The organism is Streptococcus sp. bf_0095 (assembly GCF_004166885.1).
In the GTDB taxonomy this organism is placed as follows: Bacteria; Bacillota; Bacilli; order Lactobacillales; family Streptococcaceae; genus Streptococcus.
This window is the reverse complement of the sequence record NZ_RCYU01000003.1, coordinates 200,221-221,619: the sequence shown is the minus strand read 5'-3', so window position 1 is coordinate 221,619 and position 21,399 is coordinate 200,221. Positions and strand designations below refer to the sequence as shown.

General features: G+C 40.5%; 23 protein-coding genes, 2 tRNA genes and 1 pseudogene. All 26 read right to left on the bottom strand.

What is annotated here, in order from left to right; genetic code table 11:
• Positions 1 to 30: 30 nt before the first annotated feature.
• Complete coding sequence (locus EAI95_RS08615) at positions 31 to 600, bottom strand: SP0191 family lipoprotein (RefSeq protein ID WP_048691478.1); 570 nt, start codon at positions 598 to 600, stop codon at positions 31 to 33.
• A 160-nt stretch (positions 601 to 760) separates the two neighbouring features.
• Entirely contained in the window at positions 761 to 2,425 is a 1,665-nt protein-coding gene (locus tag EAI95_RS08610) for a DAK2 domain-containing protein (RefSeq protein ID WP_129822730.1), read from the bottom strand.
• A 2-nt stretch (positions 2,426 to 2,427) separates the two neighbouring features.
• Positions 2,428 to 2,793: an Asp23/Gls24 family envelope stress response protein gene (locus EAI95_RS08605; protein ID WP_006594986.1), complete on the bottom strand. Its 366-nt coding sequence runs from the start codon at positions 2,791 to 2,793 to the stop codon at positions 2,428 to 2,430.
• A 155-nt stretch (positions 2,794 to 2,948) separates the two neighbouring features.
• Positions 2,949 to 3,137: a 50S ribosomal protein L28 gene (rpmB, locus tag EAI95_RS08600; RefSeq protein ID WP_001140948.1), complete on the bottom strand. Its 189-nt coding sequence runs from the start codon at positions 3,135 to 3,137 to the stop codon at positions 2,949 to 2,951.
• Positions 3,138 to 3,255: 118 nt separating this feature from the next.
• Positions 3,256 to 3,951, bottom strand: a complete 696-nt coding sequence (locus EAI95_RS08595; RefSeq protein ID WP_129822729.1) for a hypothetical protein — start codon at positions 3,949 to 3,951, stop codon at positions 3,256 to 3,258.
• 4 nt (positions 3,952 to 3,955) lie between these two features.
• A complete protein-coding gene (locus EAI95_RS08590) occupies positions 3,956 to 4,402 on the bottom strand; it encodes a LytTR family DNA-binding domain-containing protein (protein ID WP_129822728.1) in 447 nt (148 codons plus the stop codon).
• Between the two features lie 177 nt (positions 4,403 to 4,579).
• The gene (locus EAI95_RS08585; RefSeq protein WP_129822727.1) at positions 4,580 to 4,891 is read right to left on the bottom strand and encodes a hypothetical protein; all 312 of its coding nucleotides are present in this window, start codon (positions 4,889 to 4,891) and stop codon (positions 4,580 to 4,582) included.
• A gap of 328 nt (positions 4,892 to 5,219) precedes the next feature.
• Positions 5,220 to 5,292: transfer RNA gene (locus EAI95_RS08580), tRNA-Thr, on the bottom strand.
• A 47-nt stretch (positions 5,293 to 5,339) separates the two neighbouring features.
• Positions 5,340 to 5,800 (bottom strand): annotated as a pseudogene (locus tag EAI95_RS10070) (N-acetyltransferase).
• A gap of 38 nt (positions 5,801 to 5,838) precedes the next feature.
• Positions 5,839 to 6,624 (bottom strand): ABC transporter permease, encoded by a 786-nt coding sequence (locus tag EAI95_RS08570; protein WP_129822726.1) that lies wholly within the window; start codon positions 6,622 to 6,624, stop codon positions 5,839 to 5,841.
• A 1-nt stretch (position 6,625) separates the two neighbouring features.
• Complete coding sequence (locus EAI95_RS08565; protein ID WP_129822725.1) at positions 6,626 to 7,444, bottom strand: ABC-2 family transporter protein; 819 nt, start codon at positions 7,442 to 7,444, stop codon at positions 6,626 to 6,628.
• A gap of 1 nt (position 7,445) precedes the next feature.
• Positions 7,446 to 8,438: an ATP-binding cassette domain-containing protein gene (locus EAI95_RS08560; RefSeq protein WP_129822724.1), complete on the bottom strand. Its 993-nt coding sequence runs from the start codon at positions 8,436 to 8,438 to the stop codon at positions 7,446 to 7,448.
• A gap of 477 nt (positions 8,439 to 8,915) precedes the next feature.
• The gene (gene lacG, locus EAI95_RS08550; RefSeq protein ID WP_342770031.1) at positions 8,916 to 10,322 is read right to left on the bottom strand and encodes a 6-phospho-beta-galactosidase; all 1,407 of its coding nucleotides are present in this window, start codon (positions 10,320 to 10,322) and stop codon (positions 8,916 to 8,918) included.
• Between the two features lie 87 nt (positions 10,323 to 10,409).
• Positions 10,410 to 12,107 carry a lactose-specific PTS transporter subunit EIIC gene (locus tag EAI95_RS08545; RefSeq protein ID WP_129822721.1) on the bottom strand — a complete coding sequence of 566 codons (1,698 nt, stop codon included), beginning with the start codon at positions 12,105 to 12,107 and terminating at the stop codon, positions 10,410 to 10,412.
• A complete protein-coding gene (locus EAI95_RS08540; RefSeq protein WP_048691571.1) occupies positions 12,107 to 12,424 on the bottom strand; it encodes a PTS lactose/cellobiose transporter subunit IIA in 318 nt (105 codons plus the stop codon). Before EAI95_RS08540 ends, EAI95_RS08545 begins: the two co-directional genes overlap by 1 nt.
• A 42-nt stretch (positions 12,425 to 12,466) precedes the next feature.
• On the bottom strand, positions 12,467 to 13,300 hold the full coding sequence (locus EAI95_RS08535) for a transcription antiterminator (RefSeq protein ID WP_129822720.1): 834 nt from the start codon (positions 13,298 to 13,300) through the stop codon (positions 12,467 to 12,469).
• Positions 13,301 to 13,591: 291 nt separating this feature from the next.
• Positions 13,592 to 14,572, bottom strand: a complete 981-nt coding sequence (lacD, locus tag EAI95_RS08530; protein ID WP_129822719.1) for a tagatose-bisphosphate aldolase — start codon at positions 14,570 to 14,572, stop codon at positions 13,592 to 13,594.
• A gap of 1 nt (position 14,573) precedes the next feature.
• Complete coding sequence (locus EAI95_RS08525) at positions 14,574 to 15,503, bottom strand: tagatose-6-phosphate kinase (RefSeq protein ID WP_129822718.1); 930 nt, start codon at positions 15,501 to 15,503, stop codon at positions 14,574 to 14,576.
• An 11-nt stretch (positions 15,504 to 15,514) separates the two neighbouring features.
• A complete protein-coding gene (gene lacB, locus EAI95_RS08520) occupies positions 15,515 to 16,030 on the bottom strand; it encodes a galactose-6-phosphate isomerase subunit LacB (protein WP_048691514.1) in 516 nt (171 codons plus the stop codon).
• A gap of 16 nt (positions 16,031 to 16,046) precedes the next feature.
• The gene (gene lacA, locus EAI95_RS08515; RefSeq protein ID WP_006595007.1) at positions 16,047 to 16,472 is read right to left on the bottom strand and encodes a galactose-6-phosphate isomerase subunit LacA; all 426 of its coding nucleotides are present in this window, start codon (positions 16,470 to 16,472) and stop codon (positions 16,047 to 16,049) included.
• A 223-nt stretch (positions 16,473 to 16,695) separates the two neighbouring features.
• Positions 16,696 to 17,451 (bottom strand): DeoR/GlpR family DNA-binding transcription regulator, encoded by a 756-nt coding sequence (locus EAI95_RS08510; RefSeq protein ID WP_129822717.1) that lies wholly within the window; start codon positions 17,449 to 17,451, stop codon positions 16,696 to 16,698.
• A gap of 145 nt (positions 17,452 to 17,596) precedes the next feature.
• Positions 17,597 to 18,382: a hypothetical protein gene (locus tag EAI95_RS08505; protein WP_082162677.1), complete on the bottom strand. Its 786-nt coding sequence runs from the start codon at positions 18,380 to 18,382 to the stop codon at positions 17,597 to 17,599.
• Positions 18,383 to 18,590: 208 nt separating this feature from the next.
• The gene (locus EAI95_RS08500) at positions 18,591 to 19,472 is read right to left on the bottom strand and encodes a class II fructose-bisphosphate aldolase (RefSeq protein ID WP_048789867.1); all 882 of its coding nucleotides are present in this window, start codon (positions 19,470 to 19,472) and stop codon (positions 18,591 to 18,593) included.
• A gap of 177 nt (positions 19,473 to 19,649) precedes the next feature.
• Positions 19,650 to 19,735, bottom strand: a tRNA-Leu gene (locus EAI95_RS08495).
• Between the two features lie 163 nt (positions 19,736 to 19,898).
• A complete protein-coding gene (locus EAI95_RS08490; RefSeq protein ID WP_129822716.1) occupies positions 19,899 to 20,594 on the bottom strand; it encodes a phenylalanine--tRNA ligase beta subunit-related protein in 696 nt (231 codons plus the stop codon).
• Between the two features lie 112 nt (positions 20,595 to 20,706).
• Positions 20,707 to 21,285 (bottom strand): DNA-directed RNA polymerase subunit delta, encoded by a 579-nt coding sequence (rpoE, locus tag EAI95_RS08485; RefSeq protein WP_048789869.1) that lies wholly within the window; start codon positions 21,283 to 21,285, stop codon positions 20,707 to 20,709.
• Positions 21,286 to 21,399: the final 114 nt, after the last annotated feature.

Here is a 21,399-nt window from a genome sequence, read left to right as displayed (position 1 = left end):
AATAAAAAAAGGCCGGACAAGAGTCCAAACCTATGGTGCTGGGGTTTCTTCTTTGAAACCATGGAGTTTTAATCCTGTGAAAACGGTCGATGCCTTGATGTCTTTCAGGTCACCGATACCAAGATCTTTAAAGTAAGATAGATCTTTAACCTTGTCCCAATCAATGGTTTCCATATCAACAGAGACTGTTGAGGCTAATTTTTTCTCTGGAGTGACCTTATATTCGATACTGAAGCCAGCTGTGTCTTTCAGAGCCTTGTATTCTGAATCTGACTGCAAACCTTCATTGATAATTTTTGTCATCTCTTCAGGACTAAGATTAGCTGAGTTAGTGGCAATTTTTTCTGGTAGGGCCGATAAAACATCTAACTTTAATTTCTGAACCTTATCACCTTTTGTCGTGATGGTGTAGCGATGTTGATTGCCATTGATTTCTGCAGTGAGAACCTTGGTTTCTTCTTTTGCCTCACTGGTAACAGTTTCACTTTTTTCTATCGAAGTAGTGGTTGAGCTTTTTGATGTTTCTGTGGACTGAGACTTAGTAGCACATCCTGTCATCACCAAAAGCAAAGCTCCTAAAAAGCAGATTACCTTTTTCATTTGCTTTTTTCTCCTATTTCTATTTTTCTAAAGTATAACATATCAAATAAAAATTGTCTAAAAACACCTATCTAATCGCTTTCATAAAGCTTTTTTTATCAAAAAAGGGCCAAAAAATCATTTTTTGGCTCTTTTTCCTACTATTTTTGAAATTTTTTGATTATTCAACGCTAAACAAATATGGGTAAACTGGTTGATTTCCTTGATGAATTTCGACTTCAACATCCTCATATTTAGCCATCAAGTTTTGAGCCAAGTCATTGGCTACTTCCTCTTTACCATCTTCACCGATATAAATAGTGACAATTTCACTATCTTCGTCCAACATCTTGTCAAAGGTAGCTGTCAAGGTTTCCATCATATCTGGATTGGAAACGACGATCTTACCATCAACCATTCCAAGATTGTCGTTTTCATGGATTTCAAGACCATCAATAGTGGTATCACGAACAGCTGTCGTCACACTACCTGAAACAACATCTTCCAATGAAGCGCTCATGCGTTCGTAGTTTTCTTCAATCGACTTGCTCTCATCAAAGGCAAGAAGACTGGTCAATCCTTGAGGGATGGTCTTCGTCTCTACGACTGCTGCTGGTTGCTCAATGACTTCTGCTGCAGATTGAGCCGCCATCAAGATGTTCTTGTTGTTTGGCAAGATAATGATGTTGCGCGCATTCAACTCTTCAACAGCTTTGACAAAGTCTTCTGTTGAAGGGTTCATGGTTTGACCACCAGAGATGATGTAATCCACTCCTTGCGCTTTGAAGATATCCGCTAAACTGTCACCCGCAACGACTGCAATGATCGCATATTCTTTTGCTTCAGCTGGTTTTGCTTGGCGCTCTTCTTTTTCAACTTGTGCTTCGTGCTGGTTGCGCATGTTGTCCACTTTTACTTTGACCAAGCTACCATATTTCAATCCTTCTTGCATAACAAGACCTGGATCTTCAGTATGGACGTGGACCTTGACGATTTCATCATCGTTGACGACTAATAGAGAATCCCCAAGATTGTTCAAATAGTTACGGAATTCATCGTAGTCAAAGTCTTTGACATAGGTTGGACCTTGTTTCAAAGCGACCATGATCTCTGTACAGTAACCAAAGGTGATATCTTCGGTTGCCACATGACCTGCTACGGACTTGTGGTGCTCTGCGTTGATCATTTCTGACATGGTTGCTGGAGTCGCCACAAATTCTTCAGAAGCGATGAATTCTCCTGTTAAAGCTGATAAGAACCCTTCATAGATGAAGACCAAACCTTGACCACCAGAGTCCACCACACCGACTTCCTTCAATACAGGAAGCATATCTGGTGTCTTGGCAAGAGCTGCTTTAGCTCCTTCAAGGGCTGCACGCATGACTTCAACCGCATCATTGGTTGATTCTGCTTTTTTCTTAGCACCGATAGCAGCACCGCGAGAAACGGTCAAGATGGTTCCTTCTACAGGCTTCATAACCGCTTTATAGGCTACTTCAACCCCTGCTTGGAAGGCTGCCGCAAGAGCTGCCCCATCCAATTCATCCTTGTCTTTGACGCTTTGAGAAAATCCGCGGAACAACTGAGAAGTAATCACTCCTGAGTTTCCACGCGCTCCCATCAAAAGCCCCTTCGCAAAGATATTTGCTGCTTCACCAACAGTTGAAGCAGAGCGATCGGCTACTTCTTTTGCACCATTTTCAATGGTCATCCCCATGTTGGTTCCAGTATCACCATCTGGTACAGGAAAAACGTTCAATGAATTGACATACTCGGCTTGTTTATTTAAGCGAGTAGCCCCTGCTTGAACCATTTCTTGAAATAAACTAGTTGTAATTTTAGACACGATTATTCTCCCACAATTTTAATGTTTTGGATATAGACGTTGACTGTATCCGTTGTGATTCCAAGTTGATTTTCTAAACTGAATTTGACACGCTCTTGAATATTTTTTGAGACTTCGCTAATCTTTGTACCATAGCTCAAAACAGTGTAAACATCAACCGCAATACTTCCTGCTTCCGCTGTTTTCACAACGACACCCTTAGAGTAGTTTTCCTTACCTAAGAGAGCTTGGAAATTATCTTTAATCGCGTTTTTGCTGGCCATTCCAACCACTCCAAAAATTTCAGTGGCTGCACCGCCTACAACAGTTGCGATGACATCATCGGTCAATTCAATCTGACCATCTTTTGTATTGATTTTTACTGTCATAATTTCTACCTCAAAAGTATTTTATATTCTATTTTACCATAAAAGAGGGCGCGTGTAAAAGGGATACACCTTTCTCCTATCGGTTGATACAAATGTCCAAAAAGAGAAAAAATGATGAAAAAAGAAAAGGACCTCCAAGAGATCCTACTTTCTGATTAAACGCGTTCTACTTTACCAGATTTCAATGCACGAGCTGAAGCCCAAACTTTTTTAGGTTTACCATCGATAAGGACAGTTACTTTTTGAAGGTTTGGTTTTACGGCACGTTTGGTTTGGTTCATCGCGTGTGAACGGTTGTTTCCTGATACAGTCTTACGACCAGTAAAATAACATACTTTAGCCATTCTGTTTTGCCTCCTATTAGATCTAATATTACGGATGTGCTAGCACCACATACCGTACTATATTACCAAAAAAACTTTCTCTTGGCAAGACCTTTGAATAAGTTTTTCTTAGATCGGCTTATGAAAAGTTATTCTCACCTACATAGATGATTTCTAGATTCCCCAGTGAGACCTCTCCGACGATGTAAAAGTCTTTGCTGGTTAAATTGCTAGGATTTTCCTGGTGTTGGATAGCTGACAGAGAACTTTCTACATTGACATGAACCCGCCAGTCGCTCGGAACATAGAGACTCAAACTTCCAAGGGAGACATCCACCGCAAACTGGGCTGACGGCCCTTCGATCCGGCAATTGTCAAAATAGATAGAAGCTTCTCCCAAGCTCACATCCGCACTCCCACCCGTAAAATTCTGGTCATTCAAATACTTGGTCACTGTAGAGAAGGAGACATCAATGTCATTGCCAGCAGTTTGAGAAGATGTTCCTGCTGAGTAGGAGTTCCAAGTAGCTTTTACTTTTTTGGAAGGCTTAAAGAGAATATTGAGACCAATCACCGCTAAAATAGAAGAAAAGATGACCACCGAATTGGATACTGGAAGAAAATGGTATTGGCCGTTAAGGGAGAAGAGGGCCAAAATCCCATATAGGAAGCCCCAACCAAAGTGGCGCTTCAAGAAACTAGAGAGGGAAAGGACTGCGAGCAAGACAACCCAACCCAGCGTCCAAATACTGATCTCCCATTTTACAAAATAGCCTTGTAAGAGCACTAGAGCTGCTAGGAGGATTAAGAAAATCCCAATTAATTTATTTTTCATTTTGTTACCTCATTTCCTTTAACCGTTCTTTTAAGAGTTGATAATAGTGTCGGGACACGTGTACCTGCTTATGGGTTTGATAAAAGTTTACTGTACTGGTTCCCGAAAAAGATTTTTCGATAGCATAAATCTGCTTGGTATTGACGATGGTCGACTTGGAGATGCGACAGAAAGCAATCGGCAAGATCTCTTCCAACTCGTAGAGTTTTTGGCGGACCTCGTAAGCTTCTTCTTTGGTATGCCCATAGATCTTTTCACCATCTGTCTCAAAGAAGAGAATTTCTGACACATCTACAAAGTATTCGCTTCGATCCTTGTAAAAGGTCAAGGGCGTCATTTTTTGCTCCAAGATCAGCTGTTGCAAGCGGGCGACATCCTCCGTCAATCGAGGAGCCCGAATGATCATTTCTGGCTCATCCATCTGCGGATCTAATTCGATACGAACTTTCATAGGACTCCTTTCTTAACCTTTGTTAGTAACATTATAACAGGTGTTCAAAATCTTACAAGACCTTTTCGGTAAGTGGTTCTTTTCAGCCCCTAAGTGGTTCTTTCAGACAGATAAAAAGGACTTGGTCTGAAGAAATCTCTTCAAACCAAGCCCCTGAAGCGAATAAAATTGGAAGCATTATTTTTCTTTTGGTGCGTCTGGAAAGAGAAAACCGAGACCAAGACAAGCCAAGACACCCGCAGTAATCACGACCCCATTTGAAATCGGAAGAAGGTCATAGATGGCATTGGCAATGATAAAACCAATGATGGCACAAATCAAGCTGGATTTATAGTCTTTCTTAAGTGCATTTTCAAGCGTAAAGAAAGCAAACAAGACAACTGGAACCAAGGGCCAAAGATTGGCATCTATTTTCGGATAACCAATGATACTAAAGGTGATGACGGCAATAGCTGCAAGGATAAATCCAAAACCAATTAATTTTTTCATGATACTACCTCTTTTTGTAATGTTATCAGAAGACTGGCTTCTTTTGATAATCCTACTATAACAAACAAAAGCAAGGGTGACAAGGAAATTTGGATAAGCGGTCAAATTATCGGACTATCTGGTTACATGAACATCCATGAGCTAGACGGTATAAATGTTTTTTTATATAGATCCTCTACTTCATGAAACCATTCCAGTCCATGACGATTGAGACAATTAAGGATGAGTTTGAAAACTTTTATAATCATTTGGTACAAATTTTGGTACAAAAAGTGATTCAACATCAAAAAAAGCCCATCACAAGTGGGATTTGTCTTGTATCATTCGATGCCGAATGCAGGGATCGAACCTGTGACCTACGCGTTACGAGTGCGTTGCTCTACCAACTGAGCTAAATCGGCGATTACCCTTATAGTATAGCACTATAAGGAAGGATGTCAAGGGATTCTTAATTCATCTTTTTAATCAAAATCTGACAAGGATTTTGAGGCCCCCACAGTTGCGGAAAAATCTCTAGTTTTTTAAAGCCAAGACTGCGATAAAAGACATTGGTTCGGTCATAATCTTTATTAGAGCCTTCTGCCACTGTTTTCACCTGCAAAAATCAACATTTTTGCCGGCTTCACTCTCTAAAGTAGCAAGCAATTGACTCCCAATTCCTCTACCTTGATGAGCTTTTTTTACACCGAGACAATCAATTTCTGCACAATCTTCACTAGAATAGGACAAGCTTACAAAGCCAAGCAAATTACTCTCCTAAAAGGCGGTCCACACCTTCAAGTCCTTGGCTCCTTCGATGTAGGCTTGCGTGCTTTCTGGTATTCCAAACCATTCTGGCAAATCCCTTAAAATCTCAGCGACAACTGCCATTTTTTGATCTTCACTCTTGACTTCTTCAATAACAAACATTACAAAATCTTTTCTTGGTTTTAGTCTTACTTTAGCTCTTACGAACCAGCACTTTCGTATGCATCTACCCCCCTGTCCCAAAGTTTCAGAGAGATGCAAAAGAAGATAAGAGAAATCAGAATCAAACCACCGATATTAAAGAAGACATCCTTGCCCTGCAAGAAATAGCTGGCAGGATAGTAGGCCGTAAAGGCGAAAGGTACAATAAAGCTAATTAACCAACGAAGGAGCGAATTGTAAATGGAAATCGGGTACTTGGCAAAATCATTAAACATATAGAAAATGTAAATCATGGCACCTGACTGCTTGGTCCAAAAAGCGATACTGGCTGTTGCAATTTTCAAGGAAGTATAAATCAAGGTCGCAAAAGGAATACAAACTAGAAAAATCAGGAATTTTGGAAGAGTCCAAGCAATGCTAGTCGCCGTTGTCGCTAGTAAAATTCCACCGACCAAAAGTTCACCCAAGGCATCAATCTGAAAGGTCTCAACGAGGATGTGAAAGAGAGGATTGATAGGACGAGTCAGATACTTGTCAAACTCTCCTTTTCGAACTAGTCGTTGACCTAAAGCCCAGAGATTGTCAAAAAAGAGATGATCTAATCCCTTTGGAATTAAGGAAAATCCATAGATAAAGGCAATTTCTTGAAAAGTCCAACCTTCTAGAGAGGGAATGTGTTGAAAGATGACATTGAGAAACAAGAGGTTCAGGCCTTGAGTCAGAAAGACTCCCAACACACCAACCACAAAATCTACCTTGTATTCCATGATTTGCTTGATGTACTGTCTGATAAAAATCAGATGCATGCGTTGATATTTTTTCATACTAACCTCCCTGAATGGTGATAAATGACTGGACTCGTTTCCAAATCAACTGAGACAAGCCCACCATCACTATAAGCCAGAAAAGCTGAAGCAAAAGTGCTTGAAGAATCTGACTGGCATCGTATTTCCCAACAATGATCATAACCGGAGTATAAATCAAGGATGAAAATGGCAAGAAGGACAGAATATCTGAAACAACCTTGGGAAAGAAAGCCAAGGGAATCAGACTCCCTGACATAAAGGCCACTATGGAAGTCTTAAGTAGATTAGAACCCCATAGATTTTTAAACACAAAGGCTGAAAATCCAAAGCAGATATTAAAGAAAAAGTTGATTAGGTAGGCTAGGGTTAAGCTAAAGAGATAAAGGATGGTTAATCCCAGCACTTCTACAATCCCTTGCCCAGATAAGATTTTCATCAAAACAATGACACTTAAAAATGGCAGTCCAACAGAGATAAAAATCAACCACTTGGAACCAAGCTCCGTAAAGAGGTAAGAAGCCGCAAAATGCACTGGTCGCAACAAGCGCATGATAATGGAACCATCCTTGACCTCATCACCAATCATAAAGGAAGAATCCGACCTAGTCAGAAGATTAGTCACAAAACTCATGATGATGTAGAGGGTGATATCCGCCATACTGAAGCCCTGAATCAAAGGCTCCTGGGAGGAATCAAAGACAGCCTTCCAGAGATAAAAGGCCACAAAAGCCCCCATGACATCGCCAATCCGATAAAGAATAAAGTTGACTCGATAGCTAATCAACTCCTGAATCCCTGCATTGATAAAGGGTTTATAACGTCTCCACAATTTGACCATCTTAGAGCTCCTTTCGATAGAAGCGACGGATAATATCTTCAATATCCGTATCTACCATCTTCAAATCACGGACCTCAAAATCAGATAAGGTTTGCTTGATAATATCAGCTGATTGGTAGCGGGAACTATCAAATTCAATAGTCAGGTTATTTCCTTGTCTATCAATGGATATATCAGGTAAGCCTTCATAATGAGAGACGAGATGACTTTGACCTGGCGTCAGATCGAAGGAGAGAGTCTTCATCTTGCCAAAGGTCTCCTTGAGCTGGCTCACCGTCCCATCAAAAATCTCCTGCCCCTTGTCAATCATAAAAATCCGATCACAGAGTTGCTCAATATCACTCAGGTCGTGAGTGGTCAAGAGAATAGTAGTTTCTTCCTCTTGATTGATCTGAGTTATGGCTCGACGAATGTTGTCCTTGACCGAAACGTCCAAACCAATAGTCGGCTCATCTAAAAAGAGAACTTTGGGATTGTGAAGCAAGGAAGCTGCAATATCCGCCCGCATCCGTTGACCCAATGAAAGAGTCCGCACAGGATCCTTGATAAATTCCTTCAAATCCAAGACTTCATTCAAAAAGTCCATGCGTTTATGGAAAAGCGAGTCTGGCACATCGTAAATCTCCTTCAAGACCGTGTAGGTCTCTTGCAGTGCCAAATCCCACCATAGCTGGGTGCGTTGTCCGAAAACGACTCCAATATCCTTGACATAATCTTGGCGATTGTCCTGTGGAATCTTGCCGTTAATCCGACAAAAACCAGATGTCGGCTTTAAAATTCCTGTCAGCATTTTGATGGTTGTCGACTTCCCAGCACCATTTGCCCCGATAAATCCTAAAATCTGCCCTTTTGGAACTTCAAAAGTTAAATCCTTGACCGCTTCAAAGGTCTGCTTTTCAGGATGAATAAAGGAGCGCAAGGCTCCCTTTAACCCCGGCTCCTTAACTGTCTTCACAAAATTTTTCTGAAGATGTTGCACTTCTATCATTGCCATATCTATCTCCCTATCGTAAGAAGCAACATTGTATTTTTGACTACAAATATTCTAAATCCTTACTTTCTACACTTTCTCAATATTATTACAGAAGGCTTTATACCAACCTATTATAATCTAATAAAAAAAGGAATGCAAGCGTTTGCTTATTGATTATGAAATTAGAGATTTCTCTCTTAAAATGAAACTTTTAATCAAAAATTCTGTTAAATAGTTTCCTTAAGACACCAAAAAACCTGCCCTTAGGGGCAGGCTACGAATTGTAAAAAGGCAAACTATTTTGATCAATATGAATCATAATCTCCTAATATTAACTCAACAATTTAATTATATTATGTAAAAACTATATTGGCCCTTCAAACAAAAAATTATTACTAGAAATGAGTGAATTGTTTTGTTTACAATAAACACTTTTCCAAATAAGAGAACCAAAAAAGACCTACCCTTACGGATAAGCCTTCTTACATGTTTATTTCTTTATTCAATCACTTGGCTTTCTGCTACTTTCTTGTACCAGTGAGCTGACTTCTTCGGATAGCGCTCTTGGGTTTCAAAGTCCACATAAAAGAGACCATAGCGTTTTTCGTAACCATTTGACCAAGAGAAGACGTCCATGAGTGACCAAATGAAGTAGCCTTTGACGTTTGCCCCATCCGCAATCGCATCGGACAGAACTTCCAAGTGTTGTTTCACATAATCAATCCGTCCATCGTCATAAACCGTATTGTCCACAAACTCATCTTTGTAGCCCAGTCCGTTTTCAGTGATGTAGATTTTCTTATAGTTTGGATAATCCGCCTTCACACGCATAATCTGATCATATAGCCCTTGAGGATAAATGATCCAGTCCCAGTCAGTGCGAGGTACATAGTCAGGAGCTACACGACGACCAACACCTTTGATTTGGTATTTAGAGCTTCCTTTCTCCCCTTTACCATTGTGGATGATTTCAGTTTCACCATCAAAGGCTTCCATCCAGTCACTCATGTAGTAGTTAATTCCAAGGAAGTCGTTTAAATCTTTAGCTGCTTCAAGCGCTGCAAAGTCTTCCTCACGAAGATCCAAGCTACCACCATTAACTGAAAGAATGTGGTTTACACCTTCCATGGTTTTATCGGAATAGTGTCCAAGGTAGGTTGCATCTAGAATAAACTTGTTATGGATGATATCTTCCAATTCAGCCGCCCGAACGTCTGCTGGATTTTCTGGATCCAACGGATACTTAGTTGGAAGAGCGTGCACAACTCCAATTTCACCTTCATATCCTTTGTCTTTATACAATTTCACAGCTCGGGCATGCGAAACCATCATATTGTGGTGTGATTGGAAAACTTTGGCAAGGTCATACTGAATCCCTGGAGGGAATTTTCCGACTAAGTATTGACCATCACCGATTGGTCCAATTTCATTAAAGGTTGTCCAATAGTTGACTTCTGGGAATTCTTCAAAACAGAAGGCAGCATAATCTACGAAGTGTTCGATATTTTCACGATTCAAGAAGTCTCCGTTTGAGTGAAGAGCTTCAGGAGTATCAAAGTGGTGAAGGGTTACAAAAGGCTCCACATGGCGTTTGTGGCATTCCTCAAATAGATTGTGATAGAATTCTACCCCTTTTGGATTTACTTCACCATAGCCAGTTGGGAAAATACGTGACCAAGCAATAGAAATACGAATTCCGTTTACGCCATATTCTTCAGCCAACTGTAAGTCTACTGGATATTTATGGTAGAAATCACTTGCTGGCTCAGCAGTATACCAATAGTTGTCTGCTAAGTATTTGTCCCATGCAACAGGTCCTTTACCGTCTGTATGAGTCGCACCTTCTGCCTGATAAGCTGCAGTTGCGCCACCAAAAATAAAATCTTTAGGAAGTGTTTTTGTCATTTTTTCACCTATTTCTTGATTGGATAAAATGAAAAGTGAGGGGAGAGGAGTTAGTGAGCCATCCATCTCCATCTCACTTTTTAGTTCTTATTCTTCAAATTGCGCCTGAACGAATGCGAGAGCGCCTTTACCATCACGAGTCAACTTAATGTATTGAGCTCCTTCAGTCTTAGCCAATTTGATGCCTAGTTTATCTGTTTCAGCCTTCATATCTTCGAAGTTGGAAGCAACCTGAGGCGCCAAGATAACAAGGTCAAATTCTGGCAACATTTCACGGTGGGCTCCATAGCCACCTGCTGCAGCTTTAACTGGAACTTTATACTCTTCTGCGGCTTTATTCAAAGCATTGGCAAGAAGACCACTTGTTCCACCACCCGCACAAAGAACGAGGACGTTTGTTTCTTCAGTAATTGTATTTTGTGCTGGTTCTACTCCAGCTTTTGCAAGAATAGCATCTGCTTTTGCAGTGTTAAAGTTTGCAGCTACTTTTTCTTTTAATTCATCATTAGCTTTACCTGAACGTTCTTCTTCAAGAATTTGTTCATCATAAACCTTGAGGAATGGATAGTAGATAGCAATATCTACTACAATTAACAATGCTGCAAGAGCGAATGATAAGAACTGGAAGTTTGTACCAAGAACAATACCAAGTGGTCCTGGTGTAGTCCATGGAAGGTTGGCAGTAAATGAGTTCATGCCAAGTGTTTCAATAAAGAACTTAAAGATCCATACGTTTGCAATTGGTGCAAAGATGAATGGGATAAAGAAGATTGGGTTCAAAACAAGCGGTGCACCAAACAAGATTGGTTCGTTTACACCGAAGAATGTAGGAACTACTGAAGCACGTCCAATAGCACGATTTCGTTTTGATTTACATAACCACATAAACATGAACGGAACAACAAGAGTTGCACCAGTACCACCCATAGTGACGATAAACATTTGTGTACCAGATGTAAGGATCTTATCAGCGTGCATACCTTGTTGAAGAAGGTTCAAGTTGACTTCGGCATTTGCATAAGTAATCGCTGCAATCGCAGGCTCAACGATAGATGGGCCGTGAATACCAATAAACCAGAAGAAGGCAAAGGCACCGAAAATAATCGTAATACCAACATAACCGTCTGCTGCTGAGAATAGAGGCGCAAGAAGAGTACCAATAGATTCAGCTACTGTTACACCAAGACTACCCTTCACAATCAGTTCAAGTCCATAAAGGAGAACCACTGATACAGTGAATGGAATCAAGTCTTTAAATACTTGAGAGATATTTGGTGGAACTTCGTCTGGCATGCGAATCGTAACATTGTTTTTCACGCAGACTTTGTAAACATTAACGGTAACGAAGGCTGCAATAAAGGCTGTCAAAAGACCTTTTGTTCCCATGAAGGCAGTCAGAAAACCTCCTTCTTTGGCTGGTTCAGCTGCCATTAGAAGGAAACCAACCATAGATGCCAACATGGTTGACAAGAAGTTGATCTGGTTTGTTGCAGGTAAATCACGGTTGACAGAATCTGTCAAAGCTTTGGCTGTGGTTCCACCTACGAAGAAAGCCAGAATTCCCATCGAATAGCTATAAGGTGTCATCAAGAAATTCTCAATTTCTTTTGACCAATGGAAGCCCCACGCATTTGGGACGTAAGCAATCAATATAAAGATAGACGAGAATAAGATCACAGGCATCCCCGCGATAAATCCATCACGAATCGCACGCAAATATTTATTACGAGAAATCTTCTCGAAGAAAGGTTTTCCTTTCTCAATTAATTCAATTAATTTATGCATTATTTAGCTCCTCTTTTGTATAGTTCAATGAGATGATGAATCACATCTTTTAATAGGATCGTTGTCATTAAGTGGTCCTGTCCATGCATCATGGTAATGCTGTATGGGAGGTCTTCTCCTGCTGCTTCTTGCGCTAGCATAGTTGTTTGAGACTTGTGAGCCTCTGCGATACAGCTTCCTGCTTCTTCTACCAAGCTTTCCGCTTGAGCGAAGTCACCCTTCTCAGCCGCCTTGAGGGCCTCCAAGAGTTTAGAACGAGCATCCCCTGCATACGCAACGATTTCAAAACCTAATAGTGTCATTTCTTCTTTGGTCATGACCAATTCCTCCAATTTGAATTTCTTAATTTTCAAAAGTTGTTACAATAAGCGTTGAATGTGCAAGACCAGATAGACCCGTTCACTCTTGTACAAGTCAACCCCGGTCTCCCTAGAAATCACATCATAAATCTTGGAACCAATCTCAAAGGCTTTGGGATAGGAGATTTTGATATGTTCCTCCATATCTAGAAGCGATTGATTATCATCCCGATTGCGATCCAGGTAATCCAAGAAGTAGTTAAGATGAATCATGAAACGATCATAAAAGTTGTTGTTGGTCTCGGTTCGTTTGATTGAATAACTATCCAAAACCTCTTCTACACCTTTTAAGATTTCTTTGCGCTGGTCCATGGAATCCACGACCTCCGCTCCATTTTCACCTTCTGCGTTGATGAAATGATAGGCGATACGAGTGACCTCATCTTCAGGGAAACTAGTTGTGAGCTTCTCCCGATAGATATCAACTGCCTCTTTAGCAATCTCAAAAGCCACTGGGTAGTTTTCTGAGATATCCAAAAGATTACTTTCCTTATACCTGCCTTGAGTCACTGCCTGGTAAGAGCAAAACATGTGGTCGGTCAAGGTCACATAGATATATTCTTGAACGGGGTAGTGATACTTTTTGCTCAAGTAATCGATCATCTCGTAGGTCACTGTGATGAAGTCTAATGGAACATCTTTTAACAGAGTCATAAAGTTCTCTCGGGATTCCTCTGTTTTCATCCGAAAGAGCTTTTCTACCTTTTCTTTAGGGACTAGGTCACCCTTCTTTTTCCCAAAAACGATTCCTTTTCCAATGACAATCAGTTCTTCCCCTTTGTCATTTCTCACCAGAGCAACATTGTGATTGAGTGGATTTAAAATCCGATACATGGTACTCTCCTTGCTAGTTTATTTAAGGTTAAGGGTATAAAAAATGACCACAAATGAGATCAGAGAGGTTTCTCCCCGATTCATCTGTGATCATGCGTAATCTAACTTACTAACACTCACCTTGTATTCACTTATGGATTTAGTATAGCACACGCTTTTGTTTTTGTAAACCCTTTCTTAACAACTTTTTAACTTTTTTGTTTTTTTCTAACAAATAGCTGTTTATAGCTGTCTTTTCTGGGCTCTTCAAGGAAATTCGAACGCCCATCGTTAAAGGAGTGGTCTACACTGTTAAATACGCTCTTTCCAAGAAGTTGCGACTTGGTCCAAGACTTGGTTGAGTTCTTCAATGTTGCGACGACCTTCGGTACGCAACCATTTACGAGCTGCTTCTTCCCCATTCTTGATGTAGGCTTCTACAGATCCAGCCCAAGTTGCACGGCCACAAAGAACTCCGTTGAAGTTCGCTCCTGCTTCATGCGCAAAAACTAAGGTTTCTTGGAAGAGTTTAGCAGAAACACCTGCACTCAAGTAGATATATGGAAGCTTGGTTGCTTCTTCTTGTTCTTTAAAGAAGGCTGCAGCTTCTTCACGACTATGCACGATTTCACCATCGCCAAATCCTTCTACATATTTGACGTTGACTGGAACTTCTACTTTCAAAACATCGATGTTAAAGCGGGGGTCTGAGAAGACTTTCATCGCTTCGATGACTTTGCGAGGTTTCACTTTAGCGTATTCTACAGAACCTGCATCAGCGATTGTTTCATCGTAAGCCAAGATTTCAAGGAAGAATGGAATTTCTTCTGCCGCACATTCTGAACCGATGCGTTCGATGTAAGCTTGTTTTTCTTGGTTGAGTTCTTCTGCACTATCCACATCATAGTAGAGCAAGAATTTCACTGCATCTGCACCTTGCTCTTTGATGCGTTTAGCTGACCAAAGGTTGAGGCAGTCTGGCAGACGCTTGGTGCTTGAAGTGTCGTAGCCTGTTTTTTCATAAGCCAACAAGAGCCCTGCTTCCGCATCCAAAACCTTAGTCGCTGGAAGTCCATACTCAGGGTCCAAGAGCATAGAAGATGCGAATGGTGTCAATTCTTCAGCCACCAAGACCTTCAACTCTTCCATTTGAGCCACTGTTGGTTCTGTGTCTTGGTATTGAGCCATGAGGCGTTTCAAGGCACCACGTTGGTCAAAGGCCAAGGCTGAGATTACACCCTCTTTGGTGCTCAATTTTTCTAAATAGTTGCGTTTTTGTTCTGTTAATACCATCTTATACCTCTTTTACATTTATCTGTTGATACAAATCATCATAGCGATGAATATTGATATGGCCTGTCGTTGCTTCTTGAGCATTCAACATGCCAAGGACATTGGCTTTGGTTAAAAGTGCTTGGTCGTCTTCCTGATGATAGAGAGCTGAGGCAATCCCAGCAACCGTCGAATCGCCAGATCCTACTGGATTGACCACTTCAATTTTTGGAATGTCCACTTTATAGAAGACATCACCATGTTTGGCAAAGGCACCGTCAGCTCCTAGGGAGACGATGACCCAGTCAATCCCTTTAAACAAGTTAGATTGAAGGACCTCTTTTAATTGATCCAGATCCTTGGTCACCTCGTAGCCCAAGAGTTGAGACAACTCTTCATTATTGGGCTTGATAACCGTTGGTTTAATAGGAGCTACTAGAGCTTTTTCCAAGGAAACACCTGAACAATCAAGAACAACTGGTTTTCCTGCCTTCTTAGCATGCTCGACTAATTTCACATAATAATCAACTGGTAAACCAGCTGGTAAACTTCCTGAGATAGCAACAACTGCTACATCTGGAAGCAAAGCTTCAAAGTGAGCCAGAAAGGCTTGCCCTTCTTCTTCAGAAACAGATGGACCTTTTTCTAAGATTTCTGTTTGTTGACCTTCGTGAAGGATCGCAATACAATTCCGGGTCTCCCCTTGAATTTCAAAGAATTCTTTGCCGATTTCCTGATCCAGATGGTCCAAGATAAATTGGCCTGTTGAACCACCAATCAGACCAGTCGCTGATACAGGATCTCCAATCTCTGCTAGGACCCGTGTGACATTGAGTCCCTTACCACCTGCGGTTTTGCTTACCTTGTCAACTCGATTGACCGTATCCAAGTGTAAAGTTTCTAATGGATAGGAAATGTCGATTGAAGGGTTCATGGTTACCGTTAGTATCATAGACTCACCTCTTAGTCGTGGTATTCCCCACGGTCCCATTTTTCAAGGAATTCTGTGAAGAAATCCTCATCTTCTTGATGGTCGTTGTGGGTTTCCAAATGTTGAATCTTGGCAATCAATTTCTTGTTTTCTTCACTTGGTTTGTATTCCGCATGGATGAAGGCTTCCAAAATGTCACACATCAGAAGTTCTCCTGTGACCTTCCCACCAAAACCAATCACGTTGGCATTGAGTTCTTCTTTCGCATAAAGAGCAGAGGTCATATCGCGGACCAAGGCTGAACGGACACCCGGAACCTTGTTAACCGCGTTGTTAATCCCAACACCAGTTCCACAGATACATACACCAAGATCTGCTTGACCACTCACTACTGCTTCCCCAACCTTTTTCCCAAAAATTGGATAGTGGGTGCGCGCATGGTCATAGGTTCCGAAGTCAAGGACTTCATAGCCTTTTGATTTCAAAAATTCAGAAACAGCCATTTTTTCATTTGTGACAATATGGTCACATCCAATTGCAATTTTCATTCGTTTACTCCTCCCCTTAGCACATCTTGTTAAGCATGTCGACACGGATTTGGTGGCGACCGCCGTCATACTTACCGTTTACAAAACCTTTGGCAATATTTTTGGCCAATTGATCACCCACGATTTGAGCCCCCATGGTGATCATGCGAGAATTGTTGTGGCCACGAGTCATGTAAGCGGAACGCTCATCTGAAACCTCTGCTGCAACCATTCCTTTAATTTTAGTTGCGACCATAAATGGACCAGCTCCGTAAGCGTCAATAACAATACCCAGATTATCTTCTGCTTGTTTCACTTCTTTTGCAACAGCTAAGGTCACATCAACAAAGTCTTGCCCTTCTTCAGTGACATCCACCACTTGGAAACCTTCTGCTTCCAAATATTCTTTGACTACTTCTTTTAAGCGAATACCTGCTGCATCCGCACCAACTACAATTGCCATATGCTTCTCCTTTTTGCATTTCCGTCAACAAAGAAAGTTCTCCTCTTTCTTCATTCGACTTCGTTTTGTTATTCACAAACACAGTATAGCGCTAATTTTGTTTGTTGTCAACTATTTTTGTTTATTTTTTTCATTTTTTCTTCATTTTTTATTATTTTTTAGCCCTAAATTGTTTGTAATAAACAAAAAAAGAGAGAATCGCTCTCTCTTTTCAGTTTATTATTTATACAATCACACGTGTATATTCCTCTAATTCTTCATGTGCTTTCTCAGATGCATCGTCCGTTATCACCGCAGTTACTTTTTTCAAGGAACAGATAGAGGTAAAGTCTTCCTTGCCAATCTTGGAGGAGTCAATCAGTAGGTAAGCTTCAGAAGAACGTTCTAAGGCCAACTTTTGCGTATAGGCTTCTTCAAAAGAAGAGGTCAGAACGCGCCCATCCACAATGCCATTCCCACTAAAAAACATCTTGTAGAAGTACATTCTTTCCATGAGAGTGTTCGTTATCTCGCCGACAAAAGCTTGACTGGTTTCTCGAAGCTCCCCTCCTAAGAGGATTACCTTAAAGGTATCACTTTTCTTCTTTAACAACTCTTGGAAAATCGGTAGACAATTTGTCACCACGCGCAGTTCCTTATTATTAATGGCTTCGGAAAGAACCTCAACAGAGGTCCCCGGCCCAAGGAAGATACTCTCACCTTCTTTTATCAGTTCGCTAGCTTTCTTCGCTACCTCACGCTTAGCCAGAATATTCTTTAGCAACTTCTCTTCATGGGGCAGTTCCCGTGATGGGAGGAATTGATTACTTTTGGCTCCATTTCGAACCCGAATAAGGAGACCTTGTTTTTCCAATTCAATCAAATCCCGACGGACCGTCATATCCGACACCTGCATACTTTCCATGATGTCTTGAACATAAACGGTTCCAGCCTTATTGACCAGATTGATAATCTCATTCAGTCTTTCCTGTTTTTTCATTTCCTACCTACTTGCTTCGTTTTTGTTTATTATAACCTTAAATTGTCAGAATCGCAATCATTATTTGTTTGAAACAAACATTTCTTAGAAAAAGAGAAATCAAAAAGGCTTATCCTTACGGATAAACCTCTGGTTAATTATTAATCTATTTATATTCAGTGAAAATTAATCTAGCATCATCACTTGGTACATCCTGATCTGTATTATATAAACTAGTTGAAATTATATCACCGTCTTCTAGCTTCACAACAACATCTTGATTACCAGGAGTTAAAGTTTGTTCTTTCGTCTTTTTTGTTGAAATATTATAAATATCAACTGTCCAACCTAAATTATCAAATTGAGGATCCATTTTTACATTTGTAGTCAATTTATATGTGCCAGCTTTTATATCGCGACCTACGACATACTCACCAATTCCTAATTCATTAGTCATTTGTACTTGGGCAGGAACAGCAGTAAATTTAACTTTAGAGATACTTTTTAGTTCTAATGAATCTCCTTCAAATAAAATTATTCTGATTTTTGAGGGATAGTCTACAGAAGTGCCTGGTGCACCTCCTAACCAATTTATAAACAACATAAGATGATTCTTCCTATTACCGAAAATATTTCCTGAACCTCCTGTTATTTCCAAATCATAAATCCCAGGTTTTACATCACCATTCTCCCCTACAACAATATCTCCAGTTGCGTAAATTTCCTCAGTTGATTTCGATTGTTTTGCCAACGAATTCATCTCCTCTACACTCGAACTCTCTTTTGTAACATCTTTCACTGATGAACTCTTTTTAGACTTAGATGTAGAATCTGATTTTACAGTTGGATTTTTTTCAGGCAAAGTAGTATCTTTCGATACATTATTTGTATGACAAGCCGTTAGCAACGATCCAGCTATTAAAACTGTTAACAATAATTTAGTGTTTTTCATATTCACACTACCTCCTATATACCTAAAACTGATTTCATTTTATCACAACTCATCACAGAAGTAAATATATTAACATTTGTATGTAACTTCGAATTAATTTTATCTTACTATTTTATTCATTTACCATTAGTTAGAAAAAATCAATGTAAAATCAAAAAAAGGCTTATCCTTATGGATAAACCTCTGGTTAATAACGTTTCAAGCAAGATTAAGCTTTGTTTTCGCTACCAAATACGTCGATACGTTCTTCAACTGAAGCTGTGATTGCTTCGAATCCTGGTTTCAAGAATTTACGTGGGTCGAAGAGTTTCTTCTTGTCGTATTCTGCTTCGTTTGCATCGTATTCACGTACGAATTGACGAGTTGCGTTAGCGAATGCGATTTGGCACTCAGTGTTAACGTTAACTTTCGCAACACCAAGTTTGATAGCTTCTTTGATTTGCTCATCAGGGATACCTGAACCACCGTGCAATACGATTGGGAATCCTGGAAGAGCTTCTGTCAATTTCTTCAAGTGGTCAAGGTCAAGACCTTCCCAGTTTGCTGGGTATGGACCGTGGATGTTACCAATACCTGCTGCCAAGAAGTCGATTCCTGTAGCAACCATTGCTTTAGCATCTTCGATTGGTGCCAATTCACCTTTACCAACGATACCATCTTCTTCACCACCGATTGTACCAACTTCAGCTTCAACTGAGATACCTTTAGCGTGAGCTTTTTCTACAACTTCTTTCGCCAATTTAAGGTTTTCTTCAACTGGAAGGTGTGATCCGTCGAACATGATTGAAGTGTAACCAACTTCGATACACTCAAGAGCATCTTCGTAGTGACCATGGTCAAGGTGGATTGCAACTGGTACAGTGATACCCATTGCTTCAACAAGGTTAGCGATCATGTTGCGAGCTACTTTGTAACCACCCATGTATTTAGCAGCACCCATAGAAGTTTGAATCAAAACTGGAGCTTTTTTAGCTTCTGCTGCACGCAAGATAGCTTGAGTCCACTCAAGGTTGTTTGTATTAAATCCACCAACTGCGTAACCATTGTCACGAGCTGCTTGGACAAATTTTTCTGCTGAAACGATTGCCATTAGTTGTAGGCCTCCTCTAATTTATTGTGGTTAAACCACTTACATTGTTTATTTTATCACTTTTTCATTGAAAATGCTAGCTTTTCCTGAAGCTTTAAAGCGTTTTCTTCTCTTTCAAGCAATCTTTCTCCTAAATGAACAAGAAAAAAGACAGCCGAAGCTGCCTTGATTATCCGATGCGGAGAGAGGGACTTGAACCCTCACGACCTAAAGCGGTCACAGGATCCTTAGTCCTGCGCGTCTGCCAATTCCGCCATCCCCGCGATTGAGTACCTTACTAGTATATCAATCTTCTACTTTCTTGTCAAGATTTTTTTCAAACTTTTTTCAAAGTTTGCAGATTCTCACAGGTCAAGAAGAGTGTTGGATACTTCACATCTCTCTTATGTCCAGATGAGAACTCATCCCGAATATAGGAGTTCTTCTTTAAGGGACTGGAATTGTCTCACTGGGGGTAACCAGATATTTTTCAAATTCTAAATCGGGCATGCAAGATGACAAGTCTTCTCTAATCCGCTCCAGTGCTTCCAAGCGCATCTCTACAGATATCGCTCTGTTTCCCTGGATGATAAAGAGGGCATTGCGGGTAGTTTCCTCCATCTTATAGCGTTCACCATCTCTCACATCTAGCCAGGCCATAATACCCTCTTGATCTCGGTAGACCGGATCGGTTTCACTAACATGCTTTTCTGTTGATAAGATGGGCAAAAAGGTATCCTCTCTTTGACTAATCGTAAACTCGATTGGTCCCTGGATTTTATCCAGATCATGCCCTCCAATGGCTAAAAAGGAACGGAGACATTCAACATTATAGATATCAATCACACTATTGATCGTCGGTAGGAAGCCTCGACTTTGGATATTCTTAATCAAAGCGAGAATAGTTGGCGGGTTCTTTTTGACACTACGCCCTACTTCCTTCAACAAGTCCATATAGCCTTGTACAGCTGCCTCCTCTTTCACCGAGCTGAGATCACAATTTAAGGCCCAAGTTTCCATCTCCTTCTTTTTAGCTAGAAAAGTTGCAGATAAGGGAGCTTGTGGGTCCACCTGTTTGGCCACTCCGATTACAACTGTCTCAATCCCCAAATCCACCAAACTTTGATCAAGTATCCAGTCCATATGTCCTTCCTCCTTCTTCGCTACATCATTCTTACACCCTTATTATACTCCTCCTTGAAGCCTCCTTCAAGCAAACAAAAAACAAGGAACGAATTCCTTGTTTTTTGGATTATTATTCTTCGTCTTCGTAAGACTCTTCTTCGTCTTCTTCGTCACTTAACTCAACTTCTTCATCCAACTCATCTGGTGAGATTTCATTGATTTCAGCGTCATAGGCTTCCACTTCATCCTTCTCATCTTCTGGATTTTCATCATCGTAAGTAAGCGCTGGATCTGCTTCATAGACATCTTCGTCTTCTGGATCATCCGCATTGTAATCGATCGCGTCTTCGTCTCCATCCATAAAGGCGTTGACACGTTTTTTCTTACGTTTCTTAGGCTCTTCGTCTTCATCAGTTTCTTCAAGAGCGATGATTTCTTCATCTACCTCATCGATTGCATACCATGAGCGAAGTCCCCATTTGTTGTCTCCTAGTGGGATAAAGCTTCCATCCACATTTAATTCTGTATAGAACAAGGGAAGAGCTTCACGAATTTCACTGTTTGATTTTTCGAGGTAGTTTTGAATTTCATTGACCAGGTCATTGAAATACATTTCATGATCACGCCCACGTGACTCCAAAATCGCACGGGCTACTTCAATCATTGAAAGTTCACTTTTTTCTTGTCCAGCAAATACTTCTAATTCCAAGGTAGATCTCCTTCATTTTTATCTCAAGGCAACACTCTTTTTCATTAAAAAAGAGGATACCCCTAGAATACATCATTTATCGTTACACTCTATTGTACGATAATTTTCCCCTTT